Source organism: Nocardiopsis sp. iso_25, from assembly GCF_056173305.1.
In genome coordinates, this window is record NZ_CM149667.1 from 4,717,529 (window position 1) to 4,743,053 (window position 25,525).

General features: G+C 72.7%; 25 protein-coding genes and 5 tRNA genes. 16 read left to right on the forward strand and 14 right to left on the reverse strand.

From position 1 onward, the window contains the following. The first annotated feature begins 17 nt into the window (after positions 1 to 17). Positions 18 to 704, forward strand: coding sequence for a hypothetical protein (locus AC0VX6_RS20280; protein WP_274974197.1), 687 nt, complete (start codon positions 18 to 20; stop codon positions 702 to 704). On the opposite strand, the gene AC0VX6_RS20285 is transcribed toward AC0VX6_RS20280, so the two are convergent. From AC0VX6_RS20285 to AC0VX6_RS20305, 5 genes are all read right to left on the reverse strand, one after another. Beyond that, positions 682 to 1,980 carry a heparan-alpha-glucosaminide N-acetyltransferase domain-containing protein gene (locus AC0VX6_RS20285; protein WP_274974198.1) on the reverse strand — a complete coding sequence of 433 codons (1,299 nt, stop codon included), beginning with the start codon at positions 1,978 to 1,980 and terminating at the stop codon, positions 682 to 684. The two genes, AC0VX6_RS20280 and AC0VX6_RS20285, sit on opposite strands and share 23 nt — an antisense overlap. A gap of 87 nt (positions 1,981 to 2,067) precedes the next feature. After that, the gene (locus AC0VX6_RS20290; protein ID WP_274974199.1) at positions 2,068 to 4,071 is read right to left on the reverse strand and encodes an acetoacetate--CoA ligase; all 2,004 of its coding nucleotides are present in this window, start codon (positions 4,069 to 4,071) and stop codon (positions 2,068 to 2,070) included. Between the two features lie 310 nt (positions 4,072 to 4,381). Further along, complete coding sequence (locus AC0VX6_RS20295; protein ID WP_274974200.1) at positions 4,382 to 5,056, reverse strand: HAD family hydrolase; 675 nt, start codon at positions 5,054 to 5,056, stop codon at positions 4,382 to 4,384. A gap of 84 nt (positions 5,057 to 5,140) precedes the next feature. Next, positions 5,141 to 5,836 carry a DUF4126 domain-containing protein gene (locus tag AC0VX6_RS20300; protein ID WP_274974201.1) on the reverse strand — a complete coding sequence of 232 codons (696 nt, stop codon included), beginning with the start codon at positions 5,834 to 5,836 and terminating at the stop codon, positions 5,141 to 5,143. A 114-nt stretch (positions 5,837 to 5,950) separates the two neighbouring features. Next, positions 5,951 to 6,196, reverse strand: coding sequence for a DUF2630 family protein (locus AC0VX6_RS20305; protein ID WP_274974202.1), 246 nt, complete (start codon positions 6,194 to 6,196; stop codon positions 5,951 to 5,953). A 293-nt stretch (positions 6,197 to 6,489) separates the two neighbouring features. Here AC0VX6_RS20305 and AC0VX6_RS20310 point away from each other — a divergent pair, with 293 nt between their 5' ends. Continuing rightward, positions 6,490 to 6,780 (forward strand): metal-sensitive transcriptional regulator, encoded by a 291-nt coding sequence (locus tag AC0VX6_RS20310; protein WP_047869300.1) that lies wholly within the window; start codon positions 6,490 to 6,492, stop codon positions 6,778 to 6,780. Positions 6,781 to 6,883: 103 nt separating this feature from the next. Here AC0VX6_RS20310 and AC0VX6_RS20315 read toward each other — a convergent pair whose 3' ends face one another. Continuing rightward, positions 6,884 to 8,260, reverse strand: a complete 1,377-nt coding sequence (locus tag AC0VX6_RS20315; protein WP_274974203.1) for an NAD(P)/FAD-dependent oxidoreductase — start codon at positions 8,258 to 8,260, stop codon at positions 6,884 to 6,886. Positions 8,261 to 8,560: 300 nt separating this feature from the next. On the opposite strand from AC0VX6_RS20315, the gene AC0VX6_RS20320 reads away from it, so the two are divergent. Further along, positions 8,561 to 8,869: a hypothetical protein gene (locus AC0VX6_RS20320; protein WP_475465626.1), complete on the forward strand. Its 309-nt coding sequence runs from the start codon at positions 8,561 to 8,563 to the stop codon at positions 8,867 to 8,869. 49 nt (positions 8,870 to 8,918) lie between these two features. On the opposite strand, the gene AC0VX6_RS20325 is transcribed toward AC0VX6_RS20320, so the two are convergent. The 4 genes from AC0VX6_RS20325 to AC0VX6_RS20340 all read right to left on the reverse strand — a co-directional run bounded on the left by AC0VX6_RS20325 (position 8,919) and on the right by AC0VX6_RS20340 (position 11,281). Then, the gene (locus AC0VX6_RS20325; RefSeq protein WP_274974205.1) at positions 8,919 to 9,188 is read right to left on the reverse strand and encodes a DUF6510 family protein; all 270 of its coding nucleotides are present in this window, start codon (positions 9,186 to 9,188) and stop codon (positions 8,919 to 8,921) included. Then, positions 9,185 to 9,919 carry a ferredoxin reductase gene (locus AC0VX6_RS20330; protein ID WP_475465629.1) on the reverse strand — a complete coding sequence of 245 codons (735 nt, stop codon included), beginning with the start codon at positions 9,917 to 9,919 and terminating at the stop codon, positions 9,185 to 9,187. Before AC0VX6_RS20330 ends, AC0VX6_RS20325 begins: the two co-directional genes overlap by 4 nt. Next, complete coding sequence (locus tag AC0VX6_RS20335; RefSeq protein WP_274974207.1) at positions 9,919 to 10,518, reverse strand: sulfite oxidase-like oxidoreductase; 600 nt, start codon at positions 10,516 to 10,518, stop codon at positions 9,919 to 9,921. Before AC0VX6_RS20335 ends, AC0VX6_RS20330 begins: the two co-directional genes overlap by 1 nt. 178 nt (positions 10,519 to 10,696) lie before the next feature. Continuing rightward, positions 10,697 to 11,281, reverse strand: a complete 585-nt coding sequence (locus AC0VX6_RS20340) for an SACE_7040 family transcriptional regulator (RefSeq protein ID WP_274974208.1) — start codon at positions 11,279 to 11,281, stop codon at positions 10,697 to 10,699. Positions 11,282 to 11,406: 125 nt separating this feature from the next. Here AC0VX6_RS20340 and AC0VX6_RS20345 point away from each other — a divergent pair, with 125 nt between their 5' ends. The 5 genes from AC0VX6_RS20345 (at position 11,407) to AC0VX6_RS20365 (ending at position 17,738) form a co-directional block, all read left to right on the forward strand. Continuing rightward, positions 11,407 to 13,017 (forward strand): carboxyl transferase domain-containing protein, encoded by a 1,611-nt coding sequence (locus AC0VX6_RS20345; protein ID WP_475469405.1) that lies wholly within the window; start codon positions 11,407 to 11,409, stop codon positions 13,015 to 13,017. Positions 13,018 to 13,024: 7 nt separating this feature from the next. Beyond that, complete coding sequence (locus AC0VX6_RS20350) at positions 13,025 to 15,133, forward strand: acetyl/propionyl/methylcrotonyl-CoA carboxylase subunit alpha (protein WP_475465631.1); 2,109 nt, start codon at positions 13,025 to 13,027, stop codon at positions 15,131 to 15,133. Continuing rightward, the gene (locus AC0VX6_RS20355) at positions 15,130 to 16,287 is read left to right on the forward strand and encodes an acyl-CoA dehydrogenase family protein (protein ID WP_475465633.1); all 1,158 of its coding nucleotides are present in this window, start codon (positions 15,130 to 15,132) and stop codon (positions 16,285 to 16,287) included. The genes AC0VX6_RS20350 and AC0VX6_RS20355 overlap by 4 nt, the downstream gene beginning before the upstream one ends. Before the next feature lie 552 nt (positions 16,288 to 16,839). Continuing rightward, positions 16,840 to 17,484 carry a hypothetical protein gene (locus AC0VX6_RS20360; protein WP_475465635.1) on the forward strand — a complete coding sequence of 215 codons (645 nt, stop codon included), beginning with the start codon at positions 16,840 to 16,842 and terminating at the stop codon, positions 17,482 to 17,484. A gap of 92 nt (positions 17,485 to 17,576) precedes the next feature. After that, positions 17,577 to 17,738, forward strand: coding sequence for a hypothetical protein (locus tag AC0VX6_RS20365; RefSeq protein WP_274974210.1), 162 nt, complete (start codon positions 17,577 to 17,579; stop codon positions 17,736 to 17,738). A 176-nt stretch (positions 17,739 to 17,914) separates the two neighbouring features. Here the strand turns inward: AC0VX6_RS20365 and thrS are convergent, their stop codons facing one another. Further along, complete coding sequence (gene thrS, locus AC0VX6_RS20370) at positions 17,915 to 19,888, reverse strand: threonine--tRNA ligase (protein ID WP_274974211.1); 1,974 nt, start codon at positions 19,886 to 19,888, stop codon at positions 17,915 to 17,917. Between the two features lie 518 nt (positions 19,889 to 20,406). Here thrS and AC0VX6_RS20375 point away from each other — a divergent pair. Continuing rightward, positions 20,407 to 20,745, forward strand: a complete 339-nt coding sequence (locus AC0VX6_RS20375; protein WP_248774641.1) for a PGPGW domain-containing protein — start codon at positions 20,407 to 20,409, stop codon at positions 20,743 to 20,745. A gap of 231 nt (positions 20,746 to 20,976) precedes the next feature. On the opposite strand, the gene AC0VX6_RS20380 is transcribed toward AC0VX6_RS20375, so the two are convergent. Then, positions 20,977 to 21,050: transfer RNA gene (locus tag AC0VX6_RS20380), tRNA-Val, on the reverse strand. Positions 21,051 to 21,524: 474 nt separating this feature from the next. Here AC0VX6_RS20380 and AC0VX6_RS20385 point away from each other — a divergent pair. Next, positions 21,525 to 21,947 carry an SsgA family sporulation/cell division regulator gene (locus tag AC0VX6_RS20385; RefSeq protein WP_013154284.1) on the forward strand — a complete coding sequence of 141 codons (423 nt, stop codon included), beginning with the start codon at positions 21,525 to 21,527 and terminating at the stop codon, positions 21,945 to 21,947. A gap of 99 nt (positions 21,948 to 22,046) precedes the next feature. On the opposite strand, the gene AC0VX6_RS20390 is transcribed toward AC0VX6_RS20385, so the two are convergent. Then, positions 22,047 to 22,889 (reverse strand): aminotransferase class IV, encoded by an 843-nt coding sequence (locus tag AC0VX6_RS20390; protein ID WP_274974212.1) that lies wholly within the window; start codon positions 22,887 to 22,889, stop codon positions 22,047 to 22,049. Positions 22,890 to 23,274: 385 nt separating this feature from the next. On the opposite strand from AC0VX6_RS20390, the gene AC0VX6_RS20395 reads away from it, so the two are divergent. The 6 genes from AC0VX6_RS20395 (at position 23,275) to AC0VX6_RS20420 (ending at position 24,691) form a co-directional block, all read left to right on the forward strand. Beyond that, the gene (locus tag AC0VX6_RS20395) at positions 23,275 to 23,706 is read left to right on the forward strand and encodes a roadblock/LC7 domain-containing protein (RefSeq protein ID WP_013154286.1); all 432 of its coding nucleotides are present in this window, start codon (positions 23,275 to 23,277) and stop codon (positions 23,704 to 23,706) included. Between the two features lie 157 nt (positions 23,707 to 23,863). Beyond that, positions 23,864 to 23,936: transfer RNA gene (locus tag AC0VX6_RS20400), tRNA-Gly, on the forward strand. 70 nt (positions 23,937 to 24,006) lie between these two features. Further along, positions 24,007 to 24,079: transfer RNA gene (locus AC0VX6_RS20405), tRNA-Gly, on the forward strand. Between the two features lie 47 nt (positions 24,080 to 24,126). Next, positions 24,127 to 24,198: transfer RNA gene (locus AC0VX6_RS20410), tRNA-Cys, on the forward strand. A 32-nt stretch (positions 24,199 to 24,230) separates the two neighbouring features. Beyond that, positions 24,231 to 24,304, forward strand: a tRNA-Val gene (locus AC0VX6_RS20415). 216 nt (positions 24,305 to 24,520) lie between these two features. Next, positions 24,521 to 24,691 (forward strand): hypothetical protein, encoded by a 171-nt coding sequence (locus AC0VX6_RS20420; protein ID WP_200904087.1) that lies wholly within the window; start codon positions 24,521 to 24,523, stop codon positions 24,689 to 24,691. Positions 24,692 to 24,749: 58 nt separating this feature from the next. Here the strand turns inward: AC0VX6_RS20420 and AC0VX6_RS20425 are convergent, their stop codons facing one another. Further along, on the reverse strand, positions 24,750 to 25,481 hold the full coding sequence (locus AC0VX6_RS20425) for a GntR family transcriptional regulator (protein ID WP_248771458.1): 732 nt from the start codon (positions 25,479 to 25,481) through the stop codon (positions 24,750 to 24,752). Between the last annotated feature and the right edge of the window lie 44 nt (positions 25,482 to 25,525).

Here is a 25,525-nt window from a genome sequence, read left to right on the forward strand (position 1 = left end):
TCGTCTAGGCTGGGCGCATGGCGGAGTTCCGGATCAGCAGCGACGACGAGCGGGTCGACCTGCGCAGGATGGCGGTGGCGCTGGCCGAGTCCCAGGGGTGGGCGCGCGAGGAGGTCAGCGTCTGGGACAACCGCCGCGGCGAGGTGATCGTGACGGTGGACGACTCCCTGCTGCGCAAACCGGAGGCCGACCCCCTGCACCGCACCCGGCACACCCCCCGCGACGTGCACGACGCCTGTGAGACGCTGCGCCGTGAGGAGGCGTCCCTGCGCCGTGTGGACTTTCGCGTGCTGCGCGACGAGACCGCGCGCTTCTTCTCCGCCGGGTGGACCGTCGCCGACGCGCTGCACGCGCTGGGGCACCGCCCCGACGGCGTGCCGTGGCCGAGCGGCCCCGACTACCAGGGCACCGACTGGCTGCACGCCCGCCTGAAGGCGTGGCGCACCCCCGACGGCGACATCCGGCCCTCCAAGTCGCAGGAGGACGCCCAACTGCGGGTGATCAGCCGGGCGGGCCTGCCCATGGACATCGGCCTGCCCGAGGACGCCGAGGTCGCGCAGCGCCCCGTGGCCAGTCAGGCGGTCGCGCGGTCGGCGGCCGACGACGCTCGCAGGCTCATGCGCCAGAACGCGCGGACCACCACCGACTCCCTGGCCCACCGCGACCGCACCTCGGCCAGGATCACGCGGGGGGACCGTCGCTAGGACGGTGGGGAGGGCCTCCGTCGGCGGCGGGTCTTCGCTCCTCCACCAGGGCGACCATGCCGTCTGCGGCCTCCCCGAGGAGGAGTTCGGCCGGTCCCCTGCCCGCCGTCAGCCGCCACAGGGTGGCGAAGACCAGTGCCCCCAGGACGAAGCCCTCCAGCAGCCACGGCCGGTGCCAGCCGATCCCGCCGGAGGCGGCGATGACCATCGCCAGGGCCAGGATGTGCCCGGTGTAGACGGTCAGCGGCATCCGGCCGACCGAGGTCAGCGGGTACATGAGGGCCCGGAAGCGGTCGCACAGGAACATGCACACCACCAGCAGCACGAGTCCCTGGCCGACCGCCTCGGCGATCTCGAAGGTGGTGCCGGTGTGGGGCGTGCCGACCGCCAGCCACCACCAGGAGTCGGTGGGCACCTGCCCCGAGAGCGACTGCGTCTCCTCGACCACCGCGGCGCGCACCAGGGCCGCCGTCGCCTCGTCGGTGACCTCGCCCGGGGGCAGGCCGGTCAGGGCGGGGCCGCTGGCCTCCACCAGGCGGTCCATGCCGCCCGTCGGGTTGAGCAGGACCCAGGAGCCGAGGTGTCCGAACAGCAGCAGGACGGCGCCGGAGGCCAGCAGGCGCAGCCGCACCGCGGTGGCGGCCAGGTCCAGCCGCCCCAGCGCCATCCCCGCGGTCACGAAGGCCATGAAGGTGATCGCCGGGTAGTAGCCGGTCAGGAAGAACTCGCTGAGCGAGGACAGCGACGACGTGCGCGGCGAGGGCGGGAAGATATTGTCGCGCAGCAGGAACGACAGCGGTGGGCCGAGCACGGCCAGGGCGCCCGCCACCGTCCACAGCGCGCCCGAGCGCAGTTTGAGCAGGGGCAGGGCCAGCACGAAGAAGCCCGCGTAGTAGGTCAGGATGATGGCGACCGGGACCCCCATGAGGTCCAGCACCAGGCCCAGCACGCCGATGAGCGCCGCGCGGGTGAGGATGCGCACGACGGCCCCGCGCAGGCGGTCGCCGCCGACCGGGTCGGTGCGCCCGGTCATCATGGCCAGGGAGGTCCCCGCCAGGAGGGCGAAGAGCGCCGAGGAGTTGCCGCGCACGACACCGTGCAGGTCCCAGGCGTAGCCCTCGGGCGACAGCAGCCCCATGGACTCCACGCCGAGGTGGACGACGAACATCCCGAACACCGCGAGGGCGCGTGCGGCGTCGATGCCGTCGATCCGGCCCCGGCCCGAGGACGGGCCCGCGGGGGCGGCGGAGGTCTCGCCGGACTGGTTCTGTGTCACGCCCGTCAGGCTATGCCGTCGCCCGCGCGGCGACAACGGGCCGGGGCACGTGGCCGGTGGCGGCCACGTGCCCCGGCGCGGCCGCCGTCAGCCCGCGCTCTCCCGCTCCCCGGCCAGGGTGCTGAAGAAGTCGAGCGCCTCGGGGTTGGCCAGCGAGTCGCGGCTGGCGACCCGCTCGGGCCGCTCCCCCATGAGGATGCGCTTGACCGGCACCTCCAGGACCTTGCCCGACAGGGTCCGGGGCACCGCGCCGATGACGCGGACGCGGTCGGGCACGTGGCGGGGCGAGCAGTCGGTGCGGATGCGGCGGGCGATCTCCCGGGGCAGGTCGCCCTCCAGGTCGGCGCCCTCCCGCAGCACGGTGAACAGCTCGATCCGGGAGGAGCCGTCGGCCTGGGGCACGTCCACGACCAGCGCGTCGACGACCTCGTCCAGGGCCAGGACCGCGCGGTAGATCTCGCTGGTGCCCATGCGCACGCCGCCGCGGTTGATGGTGGAGTCGGAGCGGCCGTAGATGACCGCGGTGCCGCGGTCGGTGATCGCGATCCAGTCGCCATGCCGCCAGACGCCCGGGTAGACGGAGAAGTAGCTGTCGCGCAGCCGCTCGCCGCTGTCGTCGCCCCACAGGAACAGCGGCATGGACGGGGCGGGCTCGGTGACGACCAGTTCGCCGACCTCGTTGACCAGCTCCCTGCCCTCGGGGTCCCAGGAGGCCACGGCCATGCCCAGGGCCCGGGACTGGATCTCGCCCTCGTGGACGGGCAGGGTCGGGGTGCCGCCGACCAGGCAGCTGCACACGTCGGTGCCGCCGGAGGTGGAGAACAGCCACAGGTCCTCGCCGAACTCCTCATAGACCCAGGAGAAGGCCTCGGGGCTGAGCGGCGATCCGGTGGAGCCGATGGCCCTGAGCGCGGACAGGTCTCGGCCCCGGCGGGGGTGGACGCCCTCCTTCATGCAGGAGGAGAGGAACCCTGCGCTGGTGCCGAAGACGGTGACCCCGGCCTCGGCGGCCAGGTCCCACAGGGCGTCCAGGTCGGGGGCCGCGGGGCTGCCGTCGTACAGGACGATGGAGGCCTTCGTCAGCAGCACGCTGACCAGGAAGTTCCACATCATCCAGCCGGTGGTGGTGAACCAGAAGACCCGGTCGTGCTCCCGGGCGTCCAGGTGCAGGTGGAGGTTCTTGAGCTGTTCGAGCAGGATGCCGCCGTGCCCGTGGACGATGGCCTTGGGCAGGCCGGTGGTGCCCGAGGAGTAGAGCACCCACAGGGGGTGGTCGAAGGGGACGGAGGCGAACTCCAGCTCGGCCCCGGCCCCGGACTCCTCCAGTCGGCCCCAGGGCAGGGTGCCGTCGAGGGACTCCCCGGGGTGGAGGTAGTCGAGCAGGACGGTGTGCTCGACGGTGGGCAGGGCCGCGCGCAGCTCCTCCACGACGGGGCGGCGGTCGAAGTCCCTGCCCCCGTAGCGGTAGCCGTCCACGGCGAGCAGGACCTTGGGCTCGATCTGGGCGAAGCGGTCGATGACGCTGCGCACGCCGAAGTCCGGGGAGCAGGAGGACCACACCGCGCCCAGGGAGGCCGCGGCGTAGAAGGCGGCGACGGTCTCGGGCAGGTTGGGCAGGTAGGCCACGACGCGGTCGCCGGGGCCCACCCCCAGTCCGCGCAGTCCGGCGGCGATGGCGGCGGTGCGGCGGCGCAGGTCGCCCCAGGTCCACTCGCCGAGGCCGCGCAGTTCGGTGGCGTGGCGGATGGCCACGCGGTCGTCGTCGCGGCCCTCGAAGAGGTGCCGGGCGTAGTTGAGGGTGGCACCGGGGAACCACTCGGCCCCGGGCATGGCGCGCTCGCCCAGGACCCGCTCGTAGGGGGTGTCGGAGCGCACGCCGTAGTACTCCCAGACCGACTCCCAGAAGCCGTCGACGTCGGTGACCGACCAGCGCCACAGGGAGTCGTAGTCGAAGGACGCGGCGGAGGCGTCGCCGAAGGCCCGGACCCCCTTCTCGCGCTCGGCCCATCGGGCGAACGCGACGATGTTGGAGGACGCGGCCCTCTCCCCGTCGGGCTTCCAGAGCACCCGGGGCACGCTGTTCTCCGTCATTGGCCCGCCTTCCCATTCGCACTGTGTTCCGCACGGCGTGTTGCCGGCCGTGTGTTGCTGTGAGACCCATCTAACAACACCACATGTCGGCGGCCACGGCCCGGCCCCCGGGGTGACGGGGGCCGGGGGGCGCGTCGAGTGCGCAGGTCACCGGTGGGAGGGGACCTGTGTGCGGGACCCGCCGCCGGGCGGGCGCGCGGGCGTGGGCGGTACCCGTTGACAGGGGCCGGAGGCGGGTGGGAGAGCCGGTGACCGGATCTTTGCCGCGCCTTCCGGGGCGCGGGCGGCGGCCCCGGACCGGGCGGTCGCCTCAGTCGCCGCGCAGCGCGGCCACCGCGGCCGCCGGGGAGTCGACCACCGGGGAGCCGGTGGCCTCCAGGCGGGCGCGGGACATCAGGCCGCTGGTGACGAGGATGGAGCGGGCCCCGGCCTCGCGGGCGGCGCGGGCGTCGTCGTCGATGTCGCCGATCAGCACGACCCGGGCCGGGTCGATGCCCTGGTGTTCGAGGTGGCGCACCAGGTGCTCGGCCTTGGAGTCGTCCTCGGTCTGGAACCGGCGGCCGTCCACCCGGGTGAAGTGCCCGGTCAGCCCGCGCTCCTCGATCAGGGGCACCAGGTGCTCGTGGGAGGCCATGGACAGCAGGGACTGGGTGCCGCCGCCGCGGGTCCACTCCCGCAGGACGTCGGGGACGCCCGCGGTGAGTTCACAGGAGGACAGCAGCTCCTGGTAGCTGCTGTCGTAGTGCCTCTCGGCCCGCTCCCACTCGCCCTCCTCGAAGGCCCGGCCGAGGAGCTCCTCGTAGCAGGGGATGAGGGGACGGCGGAAGACGGAGCGCCAGTGGTCCAGCTCCACGGGGTCGCGGCCGAACAGCTCGCACACGGCGTTCACCGCGGCGAGGTTGGCGTGGTTGTCGTTGAGGAGGGTGCCGTTCCAGTCCCAGACGATGTGGGTGCTGTCGTGTCGGTCGAAAGTCGTCTCAGCCATTGACCGCACTTTACGGGCACCGGCCCCGGTCGGGGAATGCGTCGTGCGCCACCCCGGCCCGGCTCCCACGCCCGACGGGGAGCCTCACCCGGGACGGGTCTCCCCCGCCGGGCCACCGCCCTCCGCGCCGGTGGGCTCGCCCGTGTCCGTCCCCTGCGGGCCGGCGCCCCGCGCCTCGCGGCGTTCCCGGCGCAGCCGCCGCCCGCGCCGGACCGCCCACACGCCCGCCGCCACCATGAGCGGGAACACGACGAGGACGAGGACGGGCACCAGGAGGGCCAGCAGCGAGGTGACGAAGCTGACGACGTCCTCCAGGAAGGAGGCCACCGGGGCCGCGCACCCCAGGGACACGGAGTTGGCCACCGGCCGGGCCAGGGACTTGACCGCGTGGAAGGCCAGGGAGACGACCACGCCCGCGACCACCGCCCACCAGGAGACCCCGTCCCCGCCCGCGGCGGCGCCGGAGGCGGCCCCGGTGATCTCGCCGAACTCCACCGCGGAGGCCCCCGCCCCGAAGGTGATGCCGCCGGAGGTGGGCCGCACCACGGTCTGGAGGGCGTCGTTGAAGCTGTCGACCGCGGGGATCTTGTCCGCCGCGAACTCCACGACCAGCAGCACGGTGAGGACCACGAGGGTGGCGGGGTGCTCGATCCACTGCCAGGACTCCCCCAGCGGGACCAGGTCGGTGAAGCGTGCGAGCAGTCCGACGAGGAGGAGGGGGATGTAGGCGTTGAGCCCGGCCGCGGAGGCCAGGCCCAACCCGGTCAGTGTGGTGAGCATGCGCTTCCTTCTGTGCTCCCGGGGTGGGGCGCCGTGCGGTCGTGCGGTCATCGCCCGGCGCCGCTGTACCCGTGTTGACGCTCGCGGAGCACGCGGGGTTCTCGGTCCGGCCCCCTACTGCCGGTAGTTCTCGACCTCGGAGACGGGGCGCGGCTCGGCCTCGTCGGGGTCCTGGTCGAACTCGCTGCGGGCCCTGCGCTGGCGGAGCAGGTCCCAGCACTGGTCGAGCGCCTCCTCGACCTGCTTGATGCGGGCGCGCTCCTGCGGGTCCAGCCCTCCGGCGGTGGAGCGGAGCGCGTGCTCCTCGTCGATCAGTCCGCGGATGGTGGCCATGATGTCGTTCTCGGCGCTGTCAGTCATACCGCCATGGTCGGTTCGGGGCGGGGCCGCGGGCAAGGCTCCCCACCCCCGCGTTGCCCAGAGCGGACCGGACGTTTACGCGCGGTGACGGCCCCCGCGCACGGCACGCGGGCGTCCGCGTGCGCGGCGACCGGTCCCCGTTCGTCTGGGAAACTCCTACTACGGCCGCGTTGGCGGTGAGACGCGCGTCCACGGGGGGCGCACCGGCGGAATGCGTTCCCGGCCCCCGCCGTTGGATACCACGAGGGGGTATGGTAATGGCATCTGAGCAGGAACGACACGGAAGCGGGAGCATGGCTGCGACCCACGGTTACAGTAACGACAAGCAGAGCCACATCAACCGGCTGCGCCGTATCGAGGGCCAGATCCGCGGGCTGCAGCGGATGGTCGAGGACGACCAGTACTGCATCGACATCCTGACCCAGACGTCGGCGGCCAACAAGGCGCTGCGGTCCTTCGCGCTGTCCATGCTCGACGAGCACCTCAAGCACTGCGTGTCCAACGCGGTGGCCAACGGCGGCGAGGAGGCGGACGCGAAGGTGCGCGAGGCCTCCGAGGCGATCGCCCGCCTGGTCCGTTCCTGACCCCGCCGCTCCCGCCCCCGCGCCCGGCCTGCCGCGGCGGGGCGTCGCGGCAGGCCGGCGGGGCACGGCGGTCCGGACCCGGCGGAGTCCGGACGGCCCCCGGTCAGTGCACGCCGTAGCGCGCGTGCAGGTTCTCCAGCAGGCGCGCGCCCTCCCGGCGGGAGGCCTCCGCGTCCAGGTAGTCGACCGACTCGTTGGCCACGAACGAGGACGGGCGCCCGCCGTCGGCGAACCCCAGGCGCGAGGTGTCGCCGCCGGTGGCCTTGCGGATCCCCCAGTTGGCCAGGATGCGCGCCCGCGCGGTCGCCGAGGGCACCGCCATCAGGTGGTACCCGCGGGTGACGCCCAGCGCGGGCAGTCCGCTCAGCTCCATCTGCATGACGCGCGCCAGCGCGTCGTTGCCGCTCAGGTCCACGACCAGCCCCATGTCCCGGTGCCGGAACTCCTTCATCGGGCGCCCCAGGACCGACGAGACCACGTTCTCGGCGACAGTGGCCGCCTGGCGCGTGGCGTACTGGGCGGTCGGCGGGCAGTAGTCGCTGTCCTCGTGCGAGAGGTTGGGCACCGCCGCGGCGTCGCCGACGGCGAAGACGTCGTCGAGTCCGGGGACCCGCAGGTCGGCGCCGACCTCCAGGCGCCCCTTCTGGGTGGGCTTGTCCAGGGTCGACATGAGCGGGCTGGGCGAGACGCCCGCCGTCCAGATGAGGGTGCGGCAGGGCAGGGCGCGGCCGTCGGTGAGCACCACCTTGTCGTCGGTCACCTCGCGCACGCTCACCTTGAGCTTGACCTCGACGCCGATGGAGCGCAGCAGGTCGAGCGCCTTGCGGCCGAGGCGGTCGCCGAGCTCGGGCAGCACCTTGGGCGCGATGTCCACCAGGTGCCAGCGGATCACCGAGCGCAGGTCCGGGTAGCGCTTGGCCGCCTCCTGGCACAGGCGCATGAGCGAGGCCGCGGTCTCGACGCCGGTGTAGCCGCCGCCGACGACGACGAAGCGGCAGCGCTCCTCGCGCTCGGCCGGGTCGCGGCTGTCGTTGGCCAGCTCCAGCTGGGCCAGGACGTGGTCGCGCAGGAGCACCGCCTCGGCCAGCGTCTTGGCGCCGTAGGCGTGCTCGGCCAGACCGGGGATGTCGAAGGCGCGGGTGACCCCGCCGGGCGCCAGGACCAGGCGGTCGTAGCGGACCGGGGCGAGTTCGCCGGTGGGGCGCCGTACGACGACCACGCGGTCCCCCGGGTCCACGCCGACGGCGTGTCCGGGGACGAACCGGGTCTGCCGGGTCAGCCGGTGCACCGACATGGCGACCGACTGCGGTGTGAGCAGCCCGGAGGCCACCTGCGGCAGCAGGGGGCTGTAGAGCATGTAGTCGTGCGGCGCGACGAGGGCGATGTCCGCCGCGCCCGCCGGGATGCGGCGTTCGAGGTGGCGCAGGGTGTGGAGACCACCGAAGCCCGCGCCGACCACCACGATACGAGGCCGAGACATAGACAGCGCTCCTTCTGACGTGTCGTGGGGCGGGACGGCTGAGTGCGTCCGTTGGGCCGTTGGACGCAGCACTACCCACAAGACCGCGGCCAATGTATGGCCGGGTCGGCGGATCCCGGAGCCGCCACCCGTGACCTGCCGGGGACTTTGCCCGCCGTTGGCGGCCCCTGTGGAGGACGGGGCGGCCCCCGGACCGGCCCGAAACACCCGTGCGGGGGAGTTCGTGATTTCCGTGACTTTCTGTAACAAGATAATCACGGCAGGCACTGACGCTCGACACGAAGGGAGTCGTGAACGCGTATGCGTACGTTCACCAGGATCACCGCCGCGGCGGTACTGGCCGCCGGACTGACCGTCGCCGGTACGGGGGCCGCCGTGGCCGCCACCGCGGACCAGGACGACTCGCGTCCCGGGGGAGTGCTCGGTTTCCTCTTCGACGGGGTCTTCGGGGAGAACACCGACCCGCCGGTCGTCGGGGAGGACGAGGACCCGGAGACCCCCGCCGAGGAGGCCCCTGAGGCTCCGGCCGAGGAGGCCCCCGCCCAGGAGGCCCCCACGGCTCCGGCGGAGCAGGGCACGGACACGGGCGGCGCCACGGGCGGCGTGTAGGACGCGGGCGTGGTGCCGGGGCGGGCCGCGGGCCCGCCCCGGCCCCCTGTCAGGGCCCGAGCCGGATCCGGACGACCCCGGTGCCGCCCAGGTCCAGCCACACGCTGTCGGGTGTGCGCACCAGCCGCAGGACCAGGGTCCGGCACCGCGGGCAGCTCGCCACCAGACCGGGTCCGTCCGTCGTCACGTACAGCTCGGCGAAGGTCCCGCACGCCCCGCACACCGAGCAGCGGCGCTCGGCCGAGGTCAGGTCCACCGACATGATCTCCGACAGCGGTCCGGCCAGCGCGTTGGCGTCCAGGTGCTCCGGTTCCCTCATCCGCCACCTCCACCCGAGCCGAAACGCTCGGTACGCACCCGCCGGGGGTCGTGCCCCAGCGCGACCAGGGCGTCGGCCACCGTCTCCACGAAGCCGGTGGGCCCGCACACGAAGCACACCGGCGCGAACTCGGCGGGGAGGCCGTGCGTGTCGAGTTCGGCCGCGCCCAACCGCCCCGGTCCCCGGAGCGCGCCCTCGGGCGCGCGGCGCGTGTAGGCCAGGAACACGTCGACCCCTCCGTCGCCCGGCCGGTGCGCGCCCAGCTCCCCCCGGTAGTACCGGTCCTCGGGGGTGCGCAGCGAGTACAGCACCCGGAACAGGGCCCGGCCGCCCGTCCGGCGCCGCTCGCGCACCATCGCCATCAGCGGGACCACGCCCGAGCCGCCGCCCACCAGGACCGCCGGGTCGGGCGACGCGGCGTCCCACACGAACCAGCCGCCCAGCGGGCCGCGGACCTCCACACGGTCGCCCGGCGCGAACACGTCCACCAGGTAGGGGGAGACCTCCCCGCCCGCCACCCGCTGCACGGTCAGCTCGACGCGCCCGCCGTCCGCGGCCGAGGCGATCGAGTAGCCGCGCTGGGCGGTGTAGCCGTCCTCGGCGGTCAGGCGCACGTCCACGTGCTGGCCCGGCCGGTGCCCGGGCCACCCCGGCACCTCCAGGACCAGGGTCCTGGCGCTCGCGGTCTCCCACCGGTCGGCCACCAGTTCGGCGGGCCGCCAGGCCGCCATCAGTCGCCCTGGTAGCGCTGTTCGCGCCACGGATCGCCGTAGTCGTGGTACCCGGCCTGCTCCCAGAACCCGGGCTCGTCCCCGTCGAGCAGCCGCAGCCCGCGCACCCACTTGGCCGACTTCCAGAAGTACAGGTGCGGGACCAGCAGCCGGGCGGGTCCGCCGTGTTCGGGGGCCAGCGGTTCCCCGCCGAAGCTGTGCACCACCCAGGCCCGGCCGTCGGTGAGGTCCTGGAGCGGCAGGTTGGCGGTGTAGCCGCCGTGGCTGACCGCCAGGGCGTACTCGGCCGCGGTCTCCACGTCCTCCAGGAGGATGTCCACGCTCACGCCCGCCCAGTCGGTGTCCAGCTTGGACCAGCGGGTGACGCAGTGGATGTCCACGCGGGGCCGCTCCTGGGGCAGGTCCAGGAACTCGTCCCACGTCCAGGAGTGCGTGCCGCCCGCCTCGTCGGCGATCGCGAAGGTCCATTCGGCCGTGTCCACGTGCGGTGTGGGACCGGCCGACAGGACGGGGAAGTCGTGGGTCTCGTACTGCCCCGGGGGCACACGCGAGGGGTCGCCTCCCCTACGCCCCTGGAAACCCCTGCTCACCACGTTCATGGCGCTCCTCCTCTCCGGTGCCTGGCGCCCTGTCTACCCGGCGGCGGGTCAGCGCAGGGCATGACCGGCGCCAAATCCCGGGATGGGCCGTCAGGGGCACGGCGGGCGGGGGCGCCCGGTACCGGAGGAGCACGCGGGTACGGGGGGACGGCGGCCGGAACCGGCTCGGGGCGAACGCTCAGTCGGGCTCGGCGGCGGGGACGGTCAGGGCGGCCCGGCCCATCTCCAGCAGCAGCCCCGCCATGTGCCGCCGCGACAGCTCGCCCCGGCTGTGCGGGGTGGAGTTGAGCAGCCCGAACACGGCGTGCACGGCGGCGCGCAGGACGGTGGCCGAGGCGTCGGGGCGCAGCTCGCCCAGCACCCCCACCCACTGCTCGACGTAGCCGCGCTGGAGGCGGCGCACCCGGCGCCGGTCGGCGTCGGTGAGGTTGCCCAGCTCCCGGTCGTGCACCGTGATCAGGTCGGGCTCGTCCAGGGCGAAGGCGATGTGCCCGCGCAGCAGGGCCTCCAGCGCCTCCTCGGCGCCCGACGCCCGCACCACCAGCTCGCCGCCCCGGAGCGCCAGGCGTTCGCTGACGTCCACCAGCACCGCGCCGAGCAGCTCCTGCTTGCCGCGGAAGTGGCGGTACAGGGCGGGCCCGGTCGTGCCGACGGCGCGGCCGAGGTCGTCGATGGACACCCCCCGGTAGCCGCGCTCGGCGAAGAGCCGCGCCGCCGCGCCCAGGAGCGCCGCGCGCCGCTCGCCCGCGGGTCTGGCCCCCATCCGGTCTCCTCCCCTCCCCCGGTGTCGCGCCGGGCCCTGGACACCCATGTTAGTAGTCACTAACATCCCAGATGTTAGTGAGCATTAACACCCCTCCACGAGAGGACACCATGAGCAGGGCACCTGTGCTCGGCACGGCGGTGGACACCGCCGGGCCCGCGTTCGCCGCCAACGACGCGGCGAACCGCGCCCTCGCCCTGGAGCTGCGCGAGCGGATCGCCACCGCGGCCCTGGGCGGCCCGGAGAGGACCCGGACACGGCACGTCGAGCGGGGCAAACTCCTGCCGCGCGACCGCGTGGACCTCCTCCTGGACCCCGGCTCCCCCTTCCTGGAGATCGCCCCCCTGGCCGCGTACGGGCTCTACGGCGCGGACGGACAGGACGCCCCCGGTGCCGGGATGATCGCGGGCGTGGGCCGGGTCATGGGCCGCCCGACGGTCGTGGTCGCCAACGACGCCACGGTCAAGGGCGGCAGCTACTACCCCATGACCGTCAAGAAGCACCTGCGCGCCCAGGAGGTGGCGCTGCACAACCGGCTTCCGTGCGTCTACCTCGCCGACTCCGGGGGCGCGTTCCTGCCCATGCAGGACGACGTCTTCCCCGACCGCGAGCACTTCGGCCGGATCTTCTACAACCAGGCCACCATGTCGCGGATGGGCATCCCGCAGATCGCCGCGGTGCTGGGCTCGTGCACGGCGGGCGGCGCCTACGTCCCGGCGATGAGCGACGAGGCGGTCATCGTGCGCGAGCAGGGCACGATCTTCCTGGGCGGCCCGCCGCTGGTCAAGGCGGCCACCGGCGAGGTCGTCACCGCCGAGGAGCTGGGCGGCGGCGACCTGCACTCGCGGGTGTCGGGGGTCACCGACCACCTGGCCGACGACGACGCGCACGCCCTCACCCTCGTCCGGCGCATCGCCGACACCCTCGGCCCGCCCGAACCGCCCGCGTGGGAGGTGCGCGAGCCCCGTCCCCCGGCGCTGGACCCCGGCGAGCTGTACGGGGTGGTGCCCGCCGACACGCGCACCCCCTACGACGTGCGCGAGGTCATCGGCCGGATCGTGGACGGCAGCGAGTTCACCGAGTTCAAGGCCGAGTACGGCACGACCCTGGTCACCGGGTTCGCGCACCTGCACGGCCACCCGGTCGGGATCGTCGCCAACAACGGCATCCTGTTCGCCGAGTCCGCCCTCAAGGGCGCCCACTTCATCGAGCTGTGCGACCGGCGCGGCGTGCCGCTGGTCTTCCTCCAGAACATCTCCGGGTTCATGGTCGGGCGGGACTACGAGGCGGGCGGCATCGCCAAGCACGGGGCGAAGATGGTCACCGCCGTGGCCTGCGCCCGCGTCCCCAAGTTCACCGTGGTCGTGGGCGGCTCCTTCGGCGCGGGCAACTACAGCATGTGCGGTCGGGCCTACTCGCCCCGGTTCCTGTGGATGTGGCCCAACGCGCGCATCTCGGTGATGGGCGGCGAGCAGGCCGCCTCGGTGCTCTCCACCGTCCGCCGCGACCAGATGGCCGCGCGCGGGCAGGAGTGGTCCGCCGAGGACGAGGAGGCCTTCAAGGCGCCCGTGCGCGACCAGTACGAGGAGCAGGGCGGTCCCTACTACTCCACCGCGCGGCTGTGGGACGACGGCGTCATCGACCCCGCCGACACCCGCGACGTGCTCGCCATGGCCCTGTCCGCCGCCCGCCACGCCCCGCTGGAGCCGGTGGGCTACGGCGTCTTCCGGATGTGAGGAACCCTTGACCACAACGCCACGCACGAAACCGGGCGTCCGCGGGCCCGCGCGCATCATGGTCGCCAACCGGGGCGAGATCGCGCTGCGCGTCATGCGCACCCTGCGCCGCATGGGCATCAGCCCGGCCACCGTGTACACCGACGCCGACGCGAACGCCCCGCACGCCCTCGCCGCCGACCTGGCGCTGCGGGTGGAGCACTACCTGGACGCCGAGGCGATCGTCGCCCTGGCCCTGGACTGCGGCGCCACCGGCGTGCACCCCGGCTACGGCTTCCTGTCCGAGAACGCCGGCTTCGCGCGCGCCTGCACCGACGCCGGGCTGGTCTTCATCGGCCCCCCGGCACCCGCGATCGAGGCCATGGGCGACAAGATCCGCGCGAAGGACACCGTGGCCGCCGCGGGCGTGCCCGTCCTGGGCGGGTTCACCGAGAGGCCCGGGCGGCCCCTGGGCGACGACGAACTCCTGCGCGCGGCCGAGGAGACCGGCTACCCGCTGCTCATCAAGCCCTCCGCCGGGGGCGGCGGCAAGGGCATGCGGTCCGTGCACTCCCCCGACGACCTGGTGGCCGGTGCGGCGGCCGCCCGGCGCGAGGCGCTGGCCTCCTTCGGCGACTCCACCCTGCTGGTGGAGCGGCTGGTGGAGCGGCCCCGCCACATCGAGGTGCAGGTCATGGCCGACTCCCACGGCAACGTCCTGCACCTGGGCGAGCGCGAGTGCAGTCTCCAGCGCCGCCACCAGAAGGTGGTGGAGGAGGCGCCCTCCCCCCTGCTCACCGACGCCCAGCGCGCCACCATGGGCGGGGCCGCCGTGGCCGCCGCCCGCTCGTGCGGGTACGTGGGCGCGGGCACGGTGGAGTTCATCGCCGAGGCGGGGCCGGGCGGCGACCTGTCGTTCTCGTTCCTGGAGATGAACACCCGCCTCCAGGTCGAGCACCCGGTCACCGAGGAGGTCGTCGCGGTGCGCGGCGAGCGCGGCGTGGACCTGGTCGAACTCCAGGTGCGGGTGGCCTACGGGGAGGCGCTGCCCTTCGCCCAGTCCGACGTGTCCTGGGTCGGGCACGCCGTGGAGTCGCGGATCTACGCCGAGGACGCCGACCGCGGGTTCCTGCCCACCGGCGGGCCGATCCTGTCCCTCGCTGAACCCCGGGGGCACGAGGTCCGGGTGGACTCGGGCATCGCCGAGGGCGGGCGGATCACCTCGGACTTCGACCCGATGCTCGCCAAGGTGATCACCTGGGGCGCGGACCGCGCCGAGGCCCTGAACCGGATGGACTCCGCGCTGGGCTCCTACCAGCTGCTGGGCTGCGTGACCAACACCGCCTACCTGCGCCGTCTGCTGCGCCACCCGCGTGTGGTCGCCGGGGACCTGAGCACCGACCTCATCGCCTCCGACCCGCCCGCACCGGCTCCCGAGCGGACCCTCGACGAGGTGTACGCGGCCGCGGCCCTGGACCACCAGCTCGACCTGGAGACGGAGCCGGACGCCGACCGCTTCGCCGTGCCGGACGGCTGGCGGATGGGCGGCCCCGCCTGGACCCCGTGGCGGCTGCGGCTCTCCGGGCGCGAGGCCGTCGCGGTCCGGGTGCGCCGTGACGGGGAGCCGGGGCGCTACCTGGTGAGCGTGGCGGAGGGGGAACCCGTCGCGTTCGGGGCCCGGCGCTCCGCCGACGGCACCCGGCTCACCGTCACCGACGGCCGCGCCACCCGCACCTACGCGCGCGCCGACGATCCCGGCACCGCGCACCGCTGGCTGGGCTCGGGCGGCGCCGCCTGGAGCCTGCACGAGGAGCCCGTCGCGGCCGCGCTGCGCGAGGACGACGCCGCCGCCGACGGGACCGTGCGCAGCCCCATGCCCGGCACGGTGCTCTCCGTCGCCGTGCGGGTGGGGCAGGCGGTGAGCGCGGGGACCCCGCTCGCCGTCGTGGAGGCCATGAAGATGGAGCACTCCGTCACCTCTCCCGTCGACGGGACCGTCGCGGCCGTGGCGGTGCGCCCCGGCGCGTCCGTGCCCATGGACGCCGTCCTGGTCACCGTCGAACCCGTCCCGAACGCGTCCGCCGACACCCCGTCGGACGCGCCCTCCCCCGCCACCAGCGAGGAGTCGCACGCATGAACCGTCACCAGCTCTCGACCGAGCACGCCGACCTGCGGGCCGCCGTGGAGGAGTTCGCCCGAGACGAGGTCGCCCCGGTCATCGGCGACTACTACGAGCGGGAGGCCTTCCCGTACGAGATCGTCGCCAAGATGGGCCGGATGGGCCTGTTCGGGCTGCCCTTCCCCGAGGAGCACGGGGGCATGGGCGGCGACTACTTCGCCCTGTGCCTGGCCCTGGAGGAGCTGGCCCGGGTGGACTCCTCGGTGGCGATCACCCTGGAGGCCGGGGTGTCGCTGGGCGCGATGCCGATCTTCCGGTTCGGCACCGAGGACCAGAGGAAGGCGTACCTGCCGCGGCTGACCTCGGGCAAGGCGCTGGGCGCGTTCGGGCTGACCGAGCCCGACGGCGGGTCCGACGCGGGCGCCACCAGGACCACGGCCCGCCTGGAGGACGGCCAGTGGGTGATCAACGGGACCAAGTCCTTCATCACCAACTCGGGCACCGACATCACCGCGCTGGTGACCGTCACGGCCGTGACCGGGCGCCGGGAGGACGGGCGGCCGGAGATCTCCTCGATCCTGGTGCCCGCGGGCACACCGGGCTTCTCCGTGGGCCAGAAGTACTCCAAGGTGGGGTGGAACGCCTCCGACACCAACGAGCTGGTCTTCGAGGACTGCCGGGTGCCCGAGGCGAACCTGGTCGGCGAGCGCGGGCGCGGGTACGCCCAGTTCCTGCGGATCCTGGACGAGGGCCGCATCGCCATCGCGGCGCTGTCGGTGGGCCTGGCGCAGGGCTGCGTGGACGAGAGCGTGCGCTACGCCCACGAGCGGCACGCCTTCGGCAACGCGATCGGCAGCTACCAGGCGATCCAGTTCAAGATCGCGGAGATGGAGGCGCGTGCGCACACCGCGCGGCTGGCCTACTACGACGCGGCCTCGCGCATGCTGGCGGGCGAGCCCTTCAAGAAGGAGGCGGCGGTCGCCAAGCTGGTGGCCTCCAACGCGGCCATGGACAACGCGCGGGACGCCACGCAGGTGTTCGGCGGGTACGGGTTCATGAACGACTACCCCGTGGGCCGCTTCTACCGGGACGCCAAGATCCTGGAGGTGGGCGAGGGCACCAGCGAGGTGCAGAAGATGCTCATCGCCCGCGAGCTGGGCCTGCCCGCCTAGGACCCCCGTCCGCGGACCCGGGCGTGTGCGCTCTCACGCCCGGGTCCGGTCGGCGGCGTACGGGCCTGGCTCGGCCCGGGCCGGGTGCTGGAACGCCGAGGACCCGGGCGGAGCGCCGCGTCGGCGGTTGACGTGCGAGGAGCGGTTGCGGCACGGGCGGAGCGAACGGTGGCCGGTTCCGGACAGCCCTCACCCTCCGTGTCCGCCGCATGACCGCGCACCGTCGGGGCCGCGGGGGCGGGAAGGGCCGTGTGGCAGGCGAAGGAGGGTCCCCGAGCCGCGCGGAGGAAGGCGTTCGCGCAGGTGGTGACCGGGCGGGGACGCGCGGTGACGGTGACGTCGCGCCCGTTCCGGGTAGACCGTGGGCGGACACCGCGAGGCCGCGGCCCCCCAGCGTCACCGCGGAACAACAACAAGGGGTGACAAGCACCCGAAATCAACACAGAATGGACCCGTACGGCCAGCGCGGGTCCCCGACTTTCCCGACCCGACCCGCTCAGGATGGGCTCTTCGCGGCCCACGGCCACCTCACATCCCCCAGCCGGAGGAGACATGGAAGGCGCCCTGTCTGTGATCGCGCTGGTCGCCGTCGTCATGTCGGCCGGCACGATCGCGGTCGCCGCGCACTTCCGCAAGGAACGCTCCACCGAGCTGCGCGGATGGGCGCGTGAACGCGGGTGGGCCTACACCGAACAGCTCCCCAGTCCGCTGGGGGACGCCGTGCTCCCCCGGGCCGCCCTCGGGCCGCACCCGCGCGCACAGCACGTGCTCACCGGCCGCCGGGGCCAGCACCTGGTCGTCGCCTTCGAGCAGACCCACACCGCGGGCAGGGGCGCGGAGCGGGTCCGCCGCGTCCACCGCGTGGTGGCCGTGCGCACCCCCGGACCCAACGCCGAACTACAGATACTGCGCAGGCGCGACCCGGACGCCTCCGACGACGACTTCGCCGGTGCCTTCCACGCGACGGGCAACGACCCCGCGTTCACCGGGACCGTGCTCGACAACGTGGTCACCAAGTGGCTGCTGACCGATCCCAGGTCCCGGTCCCTTCCCGTACGCTTCAGCGGGGACTACGTCCTCACGTGGGCGGCCATGCGGCTGGATCCCGACCGGGCCGTGACCGCCGCCGACTACCTGATCGCCCTCGTGGAGCGGGTCCCCGCCGAGGCCTGGAAACGGCGCGCCCCCGGCCGCTGAGCGGCCTTACGCGCAGGTCCGGGCATCCGGCCCCGCTCCGTGAGGCGGATAAAATTCGCCTTGCCCCCGTAGCAACAAGGAGTACCGCCCTCATGAGTGACCCCAACGCGACGCACCGCATCTCGCGCGCGGACCTGTTCCGCGACGACGAGGAGGAGACCAACGCCCCGGACCCCAACGCGACCGCACGCATCTCCCGTGCGGACCTGTTCCGCGACGAGGAGGAGTCCCAGGCGCCCGGCGAGCGGCGCTGACCCGAGACGGCGGAGCGCCCACCCGGTCACCCCGGATGGGCGCTCCTCTCGTGTGCGGTTCGGGCGCCCACGGGGTTCCCGTTCTTCGGACGCCCGAACCAGGAAGACACCGCGCCGCAGGCGGTCGTTGAGGGCGGTAGCCCGTCCCGACGCGCAGCGTCCCCGAAGAACGCTGTCTAGCGGCGCTCGCGGACGGCGGCGACGATCTCGGCCACCGCCTCGTCCAGCGGCACCCCGTTGTTCTGCGAACCGTCCCGGTAGCGGAAGGACACCGCGTTCTTGCTGACGTCCTCGTCACCGGCCAGCAGCATGAAGGGCACCTTCTGCTTCTGGGCGTTGCGGATCTTCTTCTGCATGCGGTCGTCGCTGGCGTCCACCTCGACGCGGATGCCCTCCGCGCGCAGTCTGGCGGCGAGCTCGCGCAGGTAGGGCACGTGCTCGTCGGCGATGGGGATGCCGACCGCCTGCACCGGCGCCAGCCAGGCCGGGAACGCGCCCGCGTAGTGCTCCAGCAGGACGGCGAAGAAGCGCTCGATGGAGCCGAACAGGGCGCGGTGGATCATCACCGGGCGCTGGCGCGAGCCGTCGGCCGCGGTGTACTCCAGGTCGAACAGCTCGGGCAGGTTGAAGTCCAGCTGGATGGTGGACATCTGCCAGGTGCGGCCGATGGCGTCCTTGGCCTGCACCGAGATCTTGGGGCCGTAGAAGGCGGCGCCGCCCGGGTCCATGACCAGTTCCAGGCCCTGCTTCTGCGCGGCCTCGCGCAGGGTCTCGGTGGCCTCCTCCCAGACCTCGTCGCCGCCGACGTACTTCTCCGGGTCCTTGGTGGACAGCTCCAGGTAGAAGTCGTCCAGGCCGTAGTCGCGCAGCAGTTCGAGCACGAAGGTCAGCAACGAGTCGAGCTCGTCCGCCATCTGCTCCTTGGTGCAGTAGATGTGCGCGTCGTCCTGGGTGAAGCCGCGGGCGCGGGTCAGGCCGTGCACCACGCCCGACTTCTCGTACCGGTACACGGTGCCGAACTCGAACAGGCGCAGCGGCAGCTCACGGTAGGAGCGCCCGCGCGCGTCGAAGATCAGATTGTGCATCGGGCAGTTCATCGGCTTGAGGTAGTAGTCCTGGCCGCCGTCGAGCTGCATGGGGGGGTACATCCCGTCCGCGTACCAGCTCAGGTGCTGGGACTTCTCGAACAGGGTGCTCTTGGTGGCGTGCGGGGTGTAGACGAACTCGTACCCGCTCTCCTCGTGCCGCCGCCGCGAGTAGTCCTCCATGACCCGGCGGACGGTGCCGCCCTTGGGGTGGAAGACCGCCAGACCCGAGCCGATCTCGTCCGGGATGGAGAACAGGTCCAGCTCGGAGCCGAGCTTGCGGTGGTCGCGCTTCTCGGCCTCCTCCAGGAAGGTCAGGTGGTCCTTGAGGGCCTCCTTGCTCTCCCAGGCGGTGCCGTAGACGCGCTGCAACTGCGGGTTGGTCTCCTTGCCGCGCCAGTAGGCGGCGGCGGTGCGCATGAGCTTGAATGCCGGGATGACGCGGGTGGTGGGCAGGTGCGGACCGCGGCACAGGTCCTTCCAGCACAGCTCGCCGGTGCGCGGGTGGACGTTGTCGTAGATGGTGAGCTCACCGGCTCCCACCTCCACACCGGCGCCCTCGGCGGCCTCGGTGGCGCCGCCCTTGAGCCCGATCAGCTCCAGCTTGTAGGGCTCGGTGGCCAGTTCGGCGCGGGCCTCCTCGTCCGAGACGACCCGGCGGTCGAAGCGCTGCCCCTGCTTGACGATCTGCTGCATCTTCTTCTCGATGCTCTTCAGGTCGGCGGGGGTGAAGGGCTCTGCGACGTCGAAGTCGTAGTAGAAGCCGTTCTCCACGGGCGGGCCGATGCCCAGCTTGGCCTCGGGGAAGAGCTCCTGGACGGCCTGGGCCAGCACGTGCGCGGTGGAGTGGCGCAGGATCGCCCGCCCCTCCTCGGAGTCGATGGCGATCGGCTCGACGGTGTCGCCCTCGCGCAGTTCCCGGGCGAGGTCGCGCGGCTCGCCGTTGACCAGCGCGGCGATGACGGTCCTGCCGTCGGCCTCCAGAGCCTGGCCCGCCGTAGTGTTCGCCGCCACCGCACGCGGGGTTCCGGCGAGGGTGATGTGCAGCTCAGGCGCGGCGGACACGGTGACTCCTAGGAAGACGTGGATGATGTCGAACGCGGACCGGCCGCTGTGCGCGGCCGGGCGTGTACTCCTTCCCGATGCTAGCGGCTTCGGGGCGGGGCCGCCCCGGTTGTCCACAGGCCGCGCGACCGCGCTGGCGACGCGGAGGACGTGGTGGGACGGTGGGATTCAGGCGCCGCGGACCCGGGGTCCGACCGGGGATTCGGTCAGGGATTCGGACTCTTCGGGGCGTACCCGCGTGAACCGCACACAGGAGGGGCAGGGAACCAGACAGGGACTGATCTGTCATGGAACGTCACCTTTCGTGGGACTGTCCACACCCTTACGAAAGGCCATTGATCCCGTTGTCAGGATCGGTGAGAATCAACAGATGCCCTGGCCATCGCCCCCAGTCGACCCGAATGCATCCACTCGCTTCGACCGAATACTGTGAGCGCATGTCACCGAGCCCCACCAATGACCCGCCGGCCCCGGAGACATCCCCCACCCGCCGCACCCGCGCGCGCAGGTGGCGGCGGATGCGCGCGCGGCTGCGTCTCTTCCGCAGGCGCATGCACACGCACCCCGCGCTGCGCCTGCCCTGGAGCGTGCTCGTGGGGACCGTCGGCGTGGTCGTGATCCTGGCCGGGCTGGTCATGATGGTCGTCCCGGGTCCGGGCCTGGCTTCGGTCATCCTGGGGCTGGTCATCCTCAGCACCGAGTTCCGGTGGGCGCAGAAGGTGGTGCGGCCCGCCCAGGTGTGGTTCCACCGCGCCGAGCGGTACGGGATGCGCCTGAAGGAGGAGTTCTTCCGGCGCCTGCGCGCGCGCAGGGCGGTGCGGCGCGGACGCCCCCTGCCGGACACCCCGTCCGACTAGCCCCCTGAAACCGGCCGGGCCCCTGTCGACGGCCCCGGTGGGCGGTGACGGCGCGCGGGCGCCGGACGCGGGGGGTTCGACCCCAGCCGACCGCGCCGGAGCACCCGCGTGGACGAGGCGGGCCCCGCGCGGGAGGGACGAGGCCCGGCGCGAACGGGACGGCGCCCCGCACAGACGAAAACGGTCCCACCGGGGGTAGCTACCCCCGAGTGGGACCGTCTCAGAGCCGTGTGGGCGATACTGGACTCGAACCAGTGACCTCGTCGGTGTGAACGACGCGCTCTAGCCAACTGAGCTAATCGCCCTGAGCTTCCTGCCTGCCCGCCCTGTCGGCCGGACAAGTAAGACTCTAGCGCACGTTCGGGGGTGCTCGACGCACACGGGAGCCCCCGGCGGACGCCGTTCCACGTGACGGAGGTCACATTAACCTTTCGAGGGACTCGCGGGAGTGTCCGCACCCACCCCCGATCCCCGCAGTGATAAGGAGTTCCCGCCCCCGTGGACCCGTCGAACACCACCCCTTCATTACCTCCGCGTGACGTGGGACACCCGACATTGGGAAATCTTTGGTTTGTCCTGGTCATTACAGTGACGAAGGATCGTGGCGCCGCACCGCGGCACGCCGGGCCCGCCGCACGGGCGGCGAGACCTCCGGTCCCACCCACCAAGAAAGCCTCCGTACTCACGTCATGTTCCGCGGGAAGCCGCGTTGGAGCCCGTGAGACGGCAACCGACCCGCGCCGCAACAGCAAGGCCGGACGAGAAAAGGTTTGGCGAACATGAACAGTAGCGACACCACTGCCACCGCCGAGCTGGGCCTGCGGCTCGTGGTCCCCGAACGCACGGCGGTCCCCCTGGTCGCGCGCCTGGACTACAGCGCGGACGACCCCTACGCCATACGGGTGGCCTTCCACACCGGCGAGGACAACCCCGTCGAGTGGATCTTCGCCCGCGAGCTCCTGACCGTCGGCATCGTGCGGCCGGTCGGCGAGGGCGACGTCCGCGTGTGGCCCTCCAAGGACGACAACGGCGACCGCAGTGTGAGCATCGCGCTCTCCTCCCCCTTCGGTCAGGCCGAGTTCGACACCCAGGTCTCTCCCCTGGCCGAGTTCCTCCACCGGACCTACGAGATCGTTCCGGCGGGCCAGGAGGGCCAGTTCGTGAACCTCGACGAGGAGATCCAGCAGCACCTGCACTCCTGATCCGCGGGCCCCGGGCCCTTCGCGGAGCACTCCCGACGGCTGAGGGGGCGGCGCACCACGCGCCGCCCCCTCAGCCGTGTCCGCCCCCGGCTACCGGGATCAGGGGTCGATGTCGGCCGCGGAGCGCTCCGCGAACACCGACGCGGCCTTGGCGGTGACCGGTCCGGGCTCGGCCGACACCGCGCGGCCGTCCACGTGCAGGATCGGCTGCACGTCGCGCCCGGTGGAGGTCAGGAAGGCCTCGGTGACCTCGGGGAGGCGCTCCATGGGCACGTCCTCCTCCTCGCCCCCGAACCACTCCAGGACGAGTTCGCGGGTGATCCCCGCCAGCGGGCCCGCCGACAGCGGCGGGGTGACCAGCCTGCCGTCGAGCACCACGAAGATGTTGCTGCCGGTGCCCTCGCACAGGTTGCCGCTCACGTTGCGGAAGAGCGCCTCACTGGCGCCGCGCTGCTTGGCGTAGGCCAGGGCGCGCACGTTGTCGGCGTAGGAGGTGGTCTTGAGCCCGGCCAGGGCCCCGAACTCGTTGCGCGGCCAGGGGACCGTCGCCACGTCGGCGTGCGGAGCGATCCCGGGGAAGGGCCCCAGTGCCACGATGGCGGTCTGCTCGCCCGGGGCGCGGTCCGACCCCAGCGGCCCGGCTCCGTCGGTGACCGTGATGCGCACACGGGCGTCGGACAGCTCCGGGTTGGCCGCCACCGCGCGGGCGACGCCGTCGGCGATCAGCTCCAGGTCGGGTCCGGCCATGCCCAGCCCCTCCGCGGAGCGGGCCAGCCGCCTGAGGTGGCGGGTGAGGGCGAAGGGGCGGCCGCCGCGGGCCCGCACCGTCTCGAAGACCCCGTCACCCACCGTGATCCCGTGGTCGACCACGGGAATGCGCGCCTCGCTCTCGTCGACGACGGTGCCGCGACCGTACCCGGCACCCGCGATCCACACCTTCATCTGCCACCCCCACGTTCTCAAGAGCCCAGGTAGGGCCGGTGTCTGCACGATCCTCCCACCTCGTCGGCGTGTCACGACCCGCTCCTTCCGTAACCTCCGTACGGCGGGTTGGCAAGTCCCCTGACCGGCACCGGCCGATGGTCTAGTACCCATGCCCGTTTTGCGGAGGTATCGCGACTGGTCACACGGCTCGACGGTCTGGGCGGCCCACCCGGAATCCACCGTGGCGGCCGGACAGATAAGTTACGAATGACTATCATCTGGGCAACGCTTATGCGGGACCGGTGGCAGCCGAGTTCGGAGCTTTCCCCCAAGGCACCCCGGCGGCGGCCCGCAGTGCGCGTGTCCCACGTCACGCACGACCACTGACAGAGCAAAGAGAGACATGACCCCACCGAGTACCGCCCGCGGAGAGCTCAGCTGGTTGCTGGACGATCTCCTCACGCGTGCCTCCGGTACGCAGCACGCCATCGTCCTGTCCACCGACGGGCTCCTCATGGCCACCTCCAGCGGACTGGACCGTCCCGCCGCCGAGCACCTGTCCGCGATCGCCTCGGGGCTGCACAGCCTCGCGGGCGGGGCGAGCAAGCAGTTCGCCGCGGGCGGCATCCGCCAGAGCATCATCGAGATGGACCGCGCCTTCCTCTTCGTCGCCGCGGCCGGAGAGGGCGCCTGCATGGCGCTGATGTCGGACTCCGACAGCGACGTGGGCCTGATCGCCTACGAGATGAACAAGGTGATCGAGAGGGTCGGCCAGTACCTCTCGGCGCCTCCCCGACCCGACATGCCCTCCTCCCCGGCCCACGTGGAGAAGTAGCTCCCGCCGCCTCGGCGGGTCGGCGGGACCTGCCACGGCGGGGCACGGGTGCGCCCGGTGCGCCCGGCCGATTTCGCGCTTGGCCGGGAATCCGCTAGAGTTCTTAACGCAGCGAGGGGCGCTGACGGGGACGAACCCCGGAAGCCGGACTCGCCGCGCGGACGTGGCTCAGCTGGTAGAGCATCACCTTGCCAAGGTGAGGGTCGCGGGTTCGAATCCCGTCGTCCGCTCGAACGGAAGCGTTCCGCGCCCCCAGGGTCGCGGAGCGGTTCCGGCTCCGGAGTCCGCTCCGGGGCGCACGCGGACGTGGCTCAGCTGGTAGAGCATCACCTTGCCAAGGTGAGGGTCGCGGGTTCGAATCCCGTCGTCCGCTCGGAGAGGCCCGCATGGGTGTCACTCGACAGCCCCCCATCGCGTTCCGGCGGAGTGGCCGAGTGGTTGAGGCAAGGGACTGCAAATCCCTGCACACGGGTTCGATTCCCGTCTCCGCCTCGCATCAAGCTTCACACCTCATCCCCCGATGAGGGCGGTTAGCTCAGTTGGTTAGAGCGCTACCTTGACACGGTAGAGGTCACAGGTTCGAATCCTGTATCGCCCACTTCACTCCGGAGCGGCCCCGCTCGCGCGTAACCGCGCTCGCCGGGCCGCTTCGTCGTTTCTCCTGGGGGACGACCCCCAGACCCCCGACCTCCCCTCGGGCCAGAGCGCGTGCTCTGGCCCGAGGCGTTTTCCGGGGGCGCGACCGGGACACCGGCTTGGTTACACGCGCGCACGGAGGGTAGACGAACACCACCCCGACCCCCAGGAGGCCACCGTGTTCGCCACCATCGCCGCCGTCCTGTTCGGACTCGCCCTGCTGCTGGAACTGCTCGGCGAGAACATCCAGGACCTGGTCACCACCACGACCCTCACCCTCGCCGGGCTGCTGTTCCTCGCACTGCACGCGGGGGGCTACGGCTCGGGCTGGAAGCGCGGGCGCCGCTAGGGCCGCGGACCCGCCGAGACCGCGCGACCGGCGGCCGACGTCCGCCCCGGCGCAGGGGCTACCTCAGCGAGGTCACGGTCCTGCGGACGGGACGGCGGGGCTGCCCGTCCGAGAAGAACTCCGGTGACGCGGCCCGGATCCGCCCGACGTCCTCGAACACCGCCCGCAGGTGGGAGCGCAGCGCCTCCACCGCGGTCCCGGTGTCCCCGGCCTCGATGGCGTCCACGACCAGCGTGTGCTGTTCCACCAGCTCCCCGATCGGGCGCGTGTCGATCAGGCTCAGCCGCCGGGCCCGGTCCAGGTGGGCCTTGGCCGCGTTCACCGTCCGCCAGGCGCTCTCGTTGCCCGCCAGCGCCAGCAGCGAGCGGTGGAACTCCTCGTCGAGCTCGAAGAAGCGGTCGTGGTCGGCGCCGCCGCCCGCCTCCCGCTGCGCGCCGAGCAGGACGCGCAGGTCGCCGACGTGGTCGGCAGAGAAGGGGGGCCGGGCCTGGGCGAGGGAGGTGCACTCCACCGCCTCCCGGATGAACTGCGCCTGCCGGACGCGCTCGGGGTCCACGAGTGAGACGAACGTGCCGACCTGGGGGTAGACCTCCACCAGCCCCTCCTCGCGCAGCAGGATGAGGCTCTCGCGCACGGGCGTCCGGCTCACGGCGAGCTCGGTGGCGAGTTCGTTCTCCGACAGCGGCGTGCCCGGCTTGAGCTCCAGGGTGATGATCGCGCGGCGGATGGTGTCCAGGGTGCGGTCCCGCGCGGACAGCAGGGGTCCCCCGGACCGGGTCTGGTCGGCCATGAGGCGAGTCTACCGGCATTGACGCCACTGGTATGGCAGTGCTT

Excerpts from the sequence above, each read along its gene's own strand:
- AC0VX6_RS20280 (WP_274974197.1), top strand. The coding sequence starts at position 18 with ATGGCGGAGTTCCGGATCAGCAGCGACGACGAGCGGGTCGACCTGCGC.
- AC0VX6_RS20290 (WP_274974199.1), bottom strand. The coding sequence starts at position 4,071 with ATGACGGAGAACAGCGTGCCCCGGGTGCTCTGGAAGCCCGACGGGGAG.
- AC0VX6_RS20295 (WP_274974200.1), bottom strand. The coding sequence starts at position 5,056 with ATGGCTGAGACGACTTTCGACCGACACGACAGCACCCACATCGTCTGG.
- AC0VX6_RS20300 (WP_274974201.1), bottom strand. The coding sequence starts at position 5,836 with ATGCTCACCACACTGACCGGGTTGGGCCTGGCCTCCGCGGCCGGGCTC.
- AC0VX6_RS20305 (WP_274974202.1), bottom strand. The coding sequence starts at position 6,196 with ATGACTGACAGCGCCGAGAACGACATCATGGCCACCATCCGCGGACTG.
- AC0VX6_RS20310 (WP_047869300.1), top strand. The coding sequence starts at position 6,490 with ATGGCTGCGACCCACGGTTACAGTAACGACAAGCAGAGCCACATCAAC.
- AC0VX6_RS20315 (WP_274974203.1), bottom strand. The coding sequence starts at position 8,260 with ATGTCTCGGCCTCGTATCGTGGTGGTCGGCGCGGGCTTCGGTGGTCTC.
- AC0VX6_RS20320 (WP_475465626.1), top strand. The coding sequence starts at position 8,561 with ATGCGTACGTTCACCAGGATCACCGCCGCGGCGGTACTGGCCGCCGGA.
- AC0VX6_RS20325 (WP_274974205.1), bottom strand. The coding sequence starts at position 9,188 with ATGAGGGAACCGGAGCACCTGGACGCCAACGCGCTGGCCGGACCGCTG.
- AC0VX6_RS20330 (WP_475465629.1), bottom strand. The coding sequence starts at position 9,919 with ATGGCGGCCTGGCGGCCCGCCGAACTGGTGGCCGACCGGTGGGAGACC.
- AC0VX6_RS20335 (WP_274974207.1), bottom strand. The coding sequence starts at position 10,518 with ATGAACGTGGTGAGCAGGGGTTTCCAGGGGCGTAGGGGAGGCGACCCC.
- AC0VX6_RS20340 (WP_274974208.1), bottom strand. The coding sequence starts at position 11,281 with ATGGGGGCCAGACCCGCGGGCGAGCGGCGCGCGGCGCTCCTGGGCGCG.
- AC0VX6_RS20355 (WP_475465633.1), top strand. The coding sequence starts at position 15,130 with ATGAACCGTCACCAGCTCTCGACCGAGCACGCCGACCTGCGGGCCGCC.
- AC0VX6_RS20360 (WP_475465635.1), top strand. The coding sequence starts at position 16,840 with ATGGAAGGCGCCCTGTCTGTGATCGCGCTGGTCGCCGTCGTCATGTCG.
- AC0VX6_RS20365 (WP_274974210.1), top strand. The coding sequence starts at position 17,577 with ATGAGTGACCCCAACGCGACGCACCGCATCTCGCGCGCGGACCTGTTC.
- AC0VX6_RS20375 (WP_248774641.1), top strand. The coding sequence starts at position 20,407 with ATGCGCGCGCGGCTGCGTCTCTTCCGCAGGCGCATGCACACGCACCCC.
- AC0VX6_RS20385 (WP_013154284.1), top strand. The coding sequence starts at position 21,525 with ATGAACAGTAGCGACACCACTGCCACCGCCGAGCTGGGCCTGCGGCTC.
- AC0VX6_RS20390 (WP_274974212.1), bottom strand. The coding sequence starts at position 22,889 with ATGAAGGTGTGGATCGCGGGTGCCGGGTACGGTCGCGGCACCGTCGTC.
- AC0VX6_RS20395 (WP_013154286.1), top strand. The coding sequence starts at position 23,275 with ATGACCCCACCGAGTACCGCCCGCGGAGAGCTCAGCTGGTTGCTGGAC.
- AC0VX6_RS20425 (WP_248771458.1), bottom strand. The coding sequence starts at position 25,481 with ATGGCCGACCAGACCCGGTCCGGGGGACCCCTGCTGTCCGCGCGGGAC.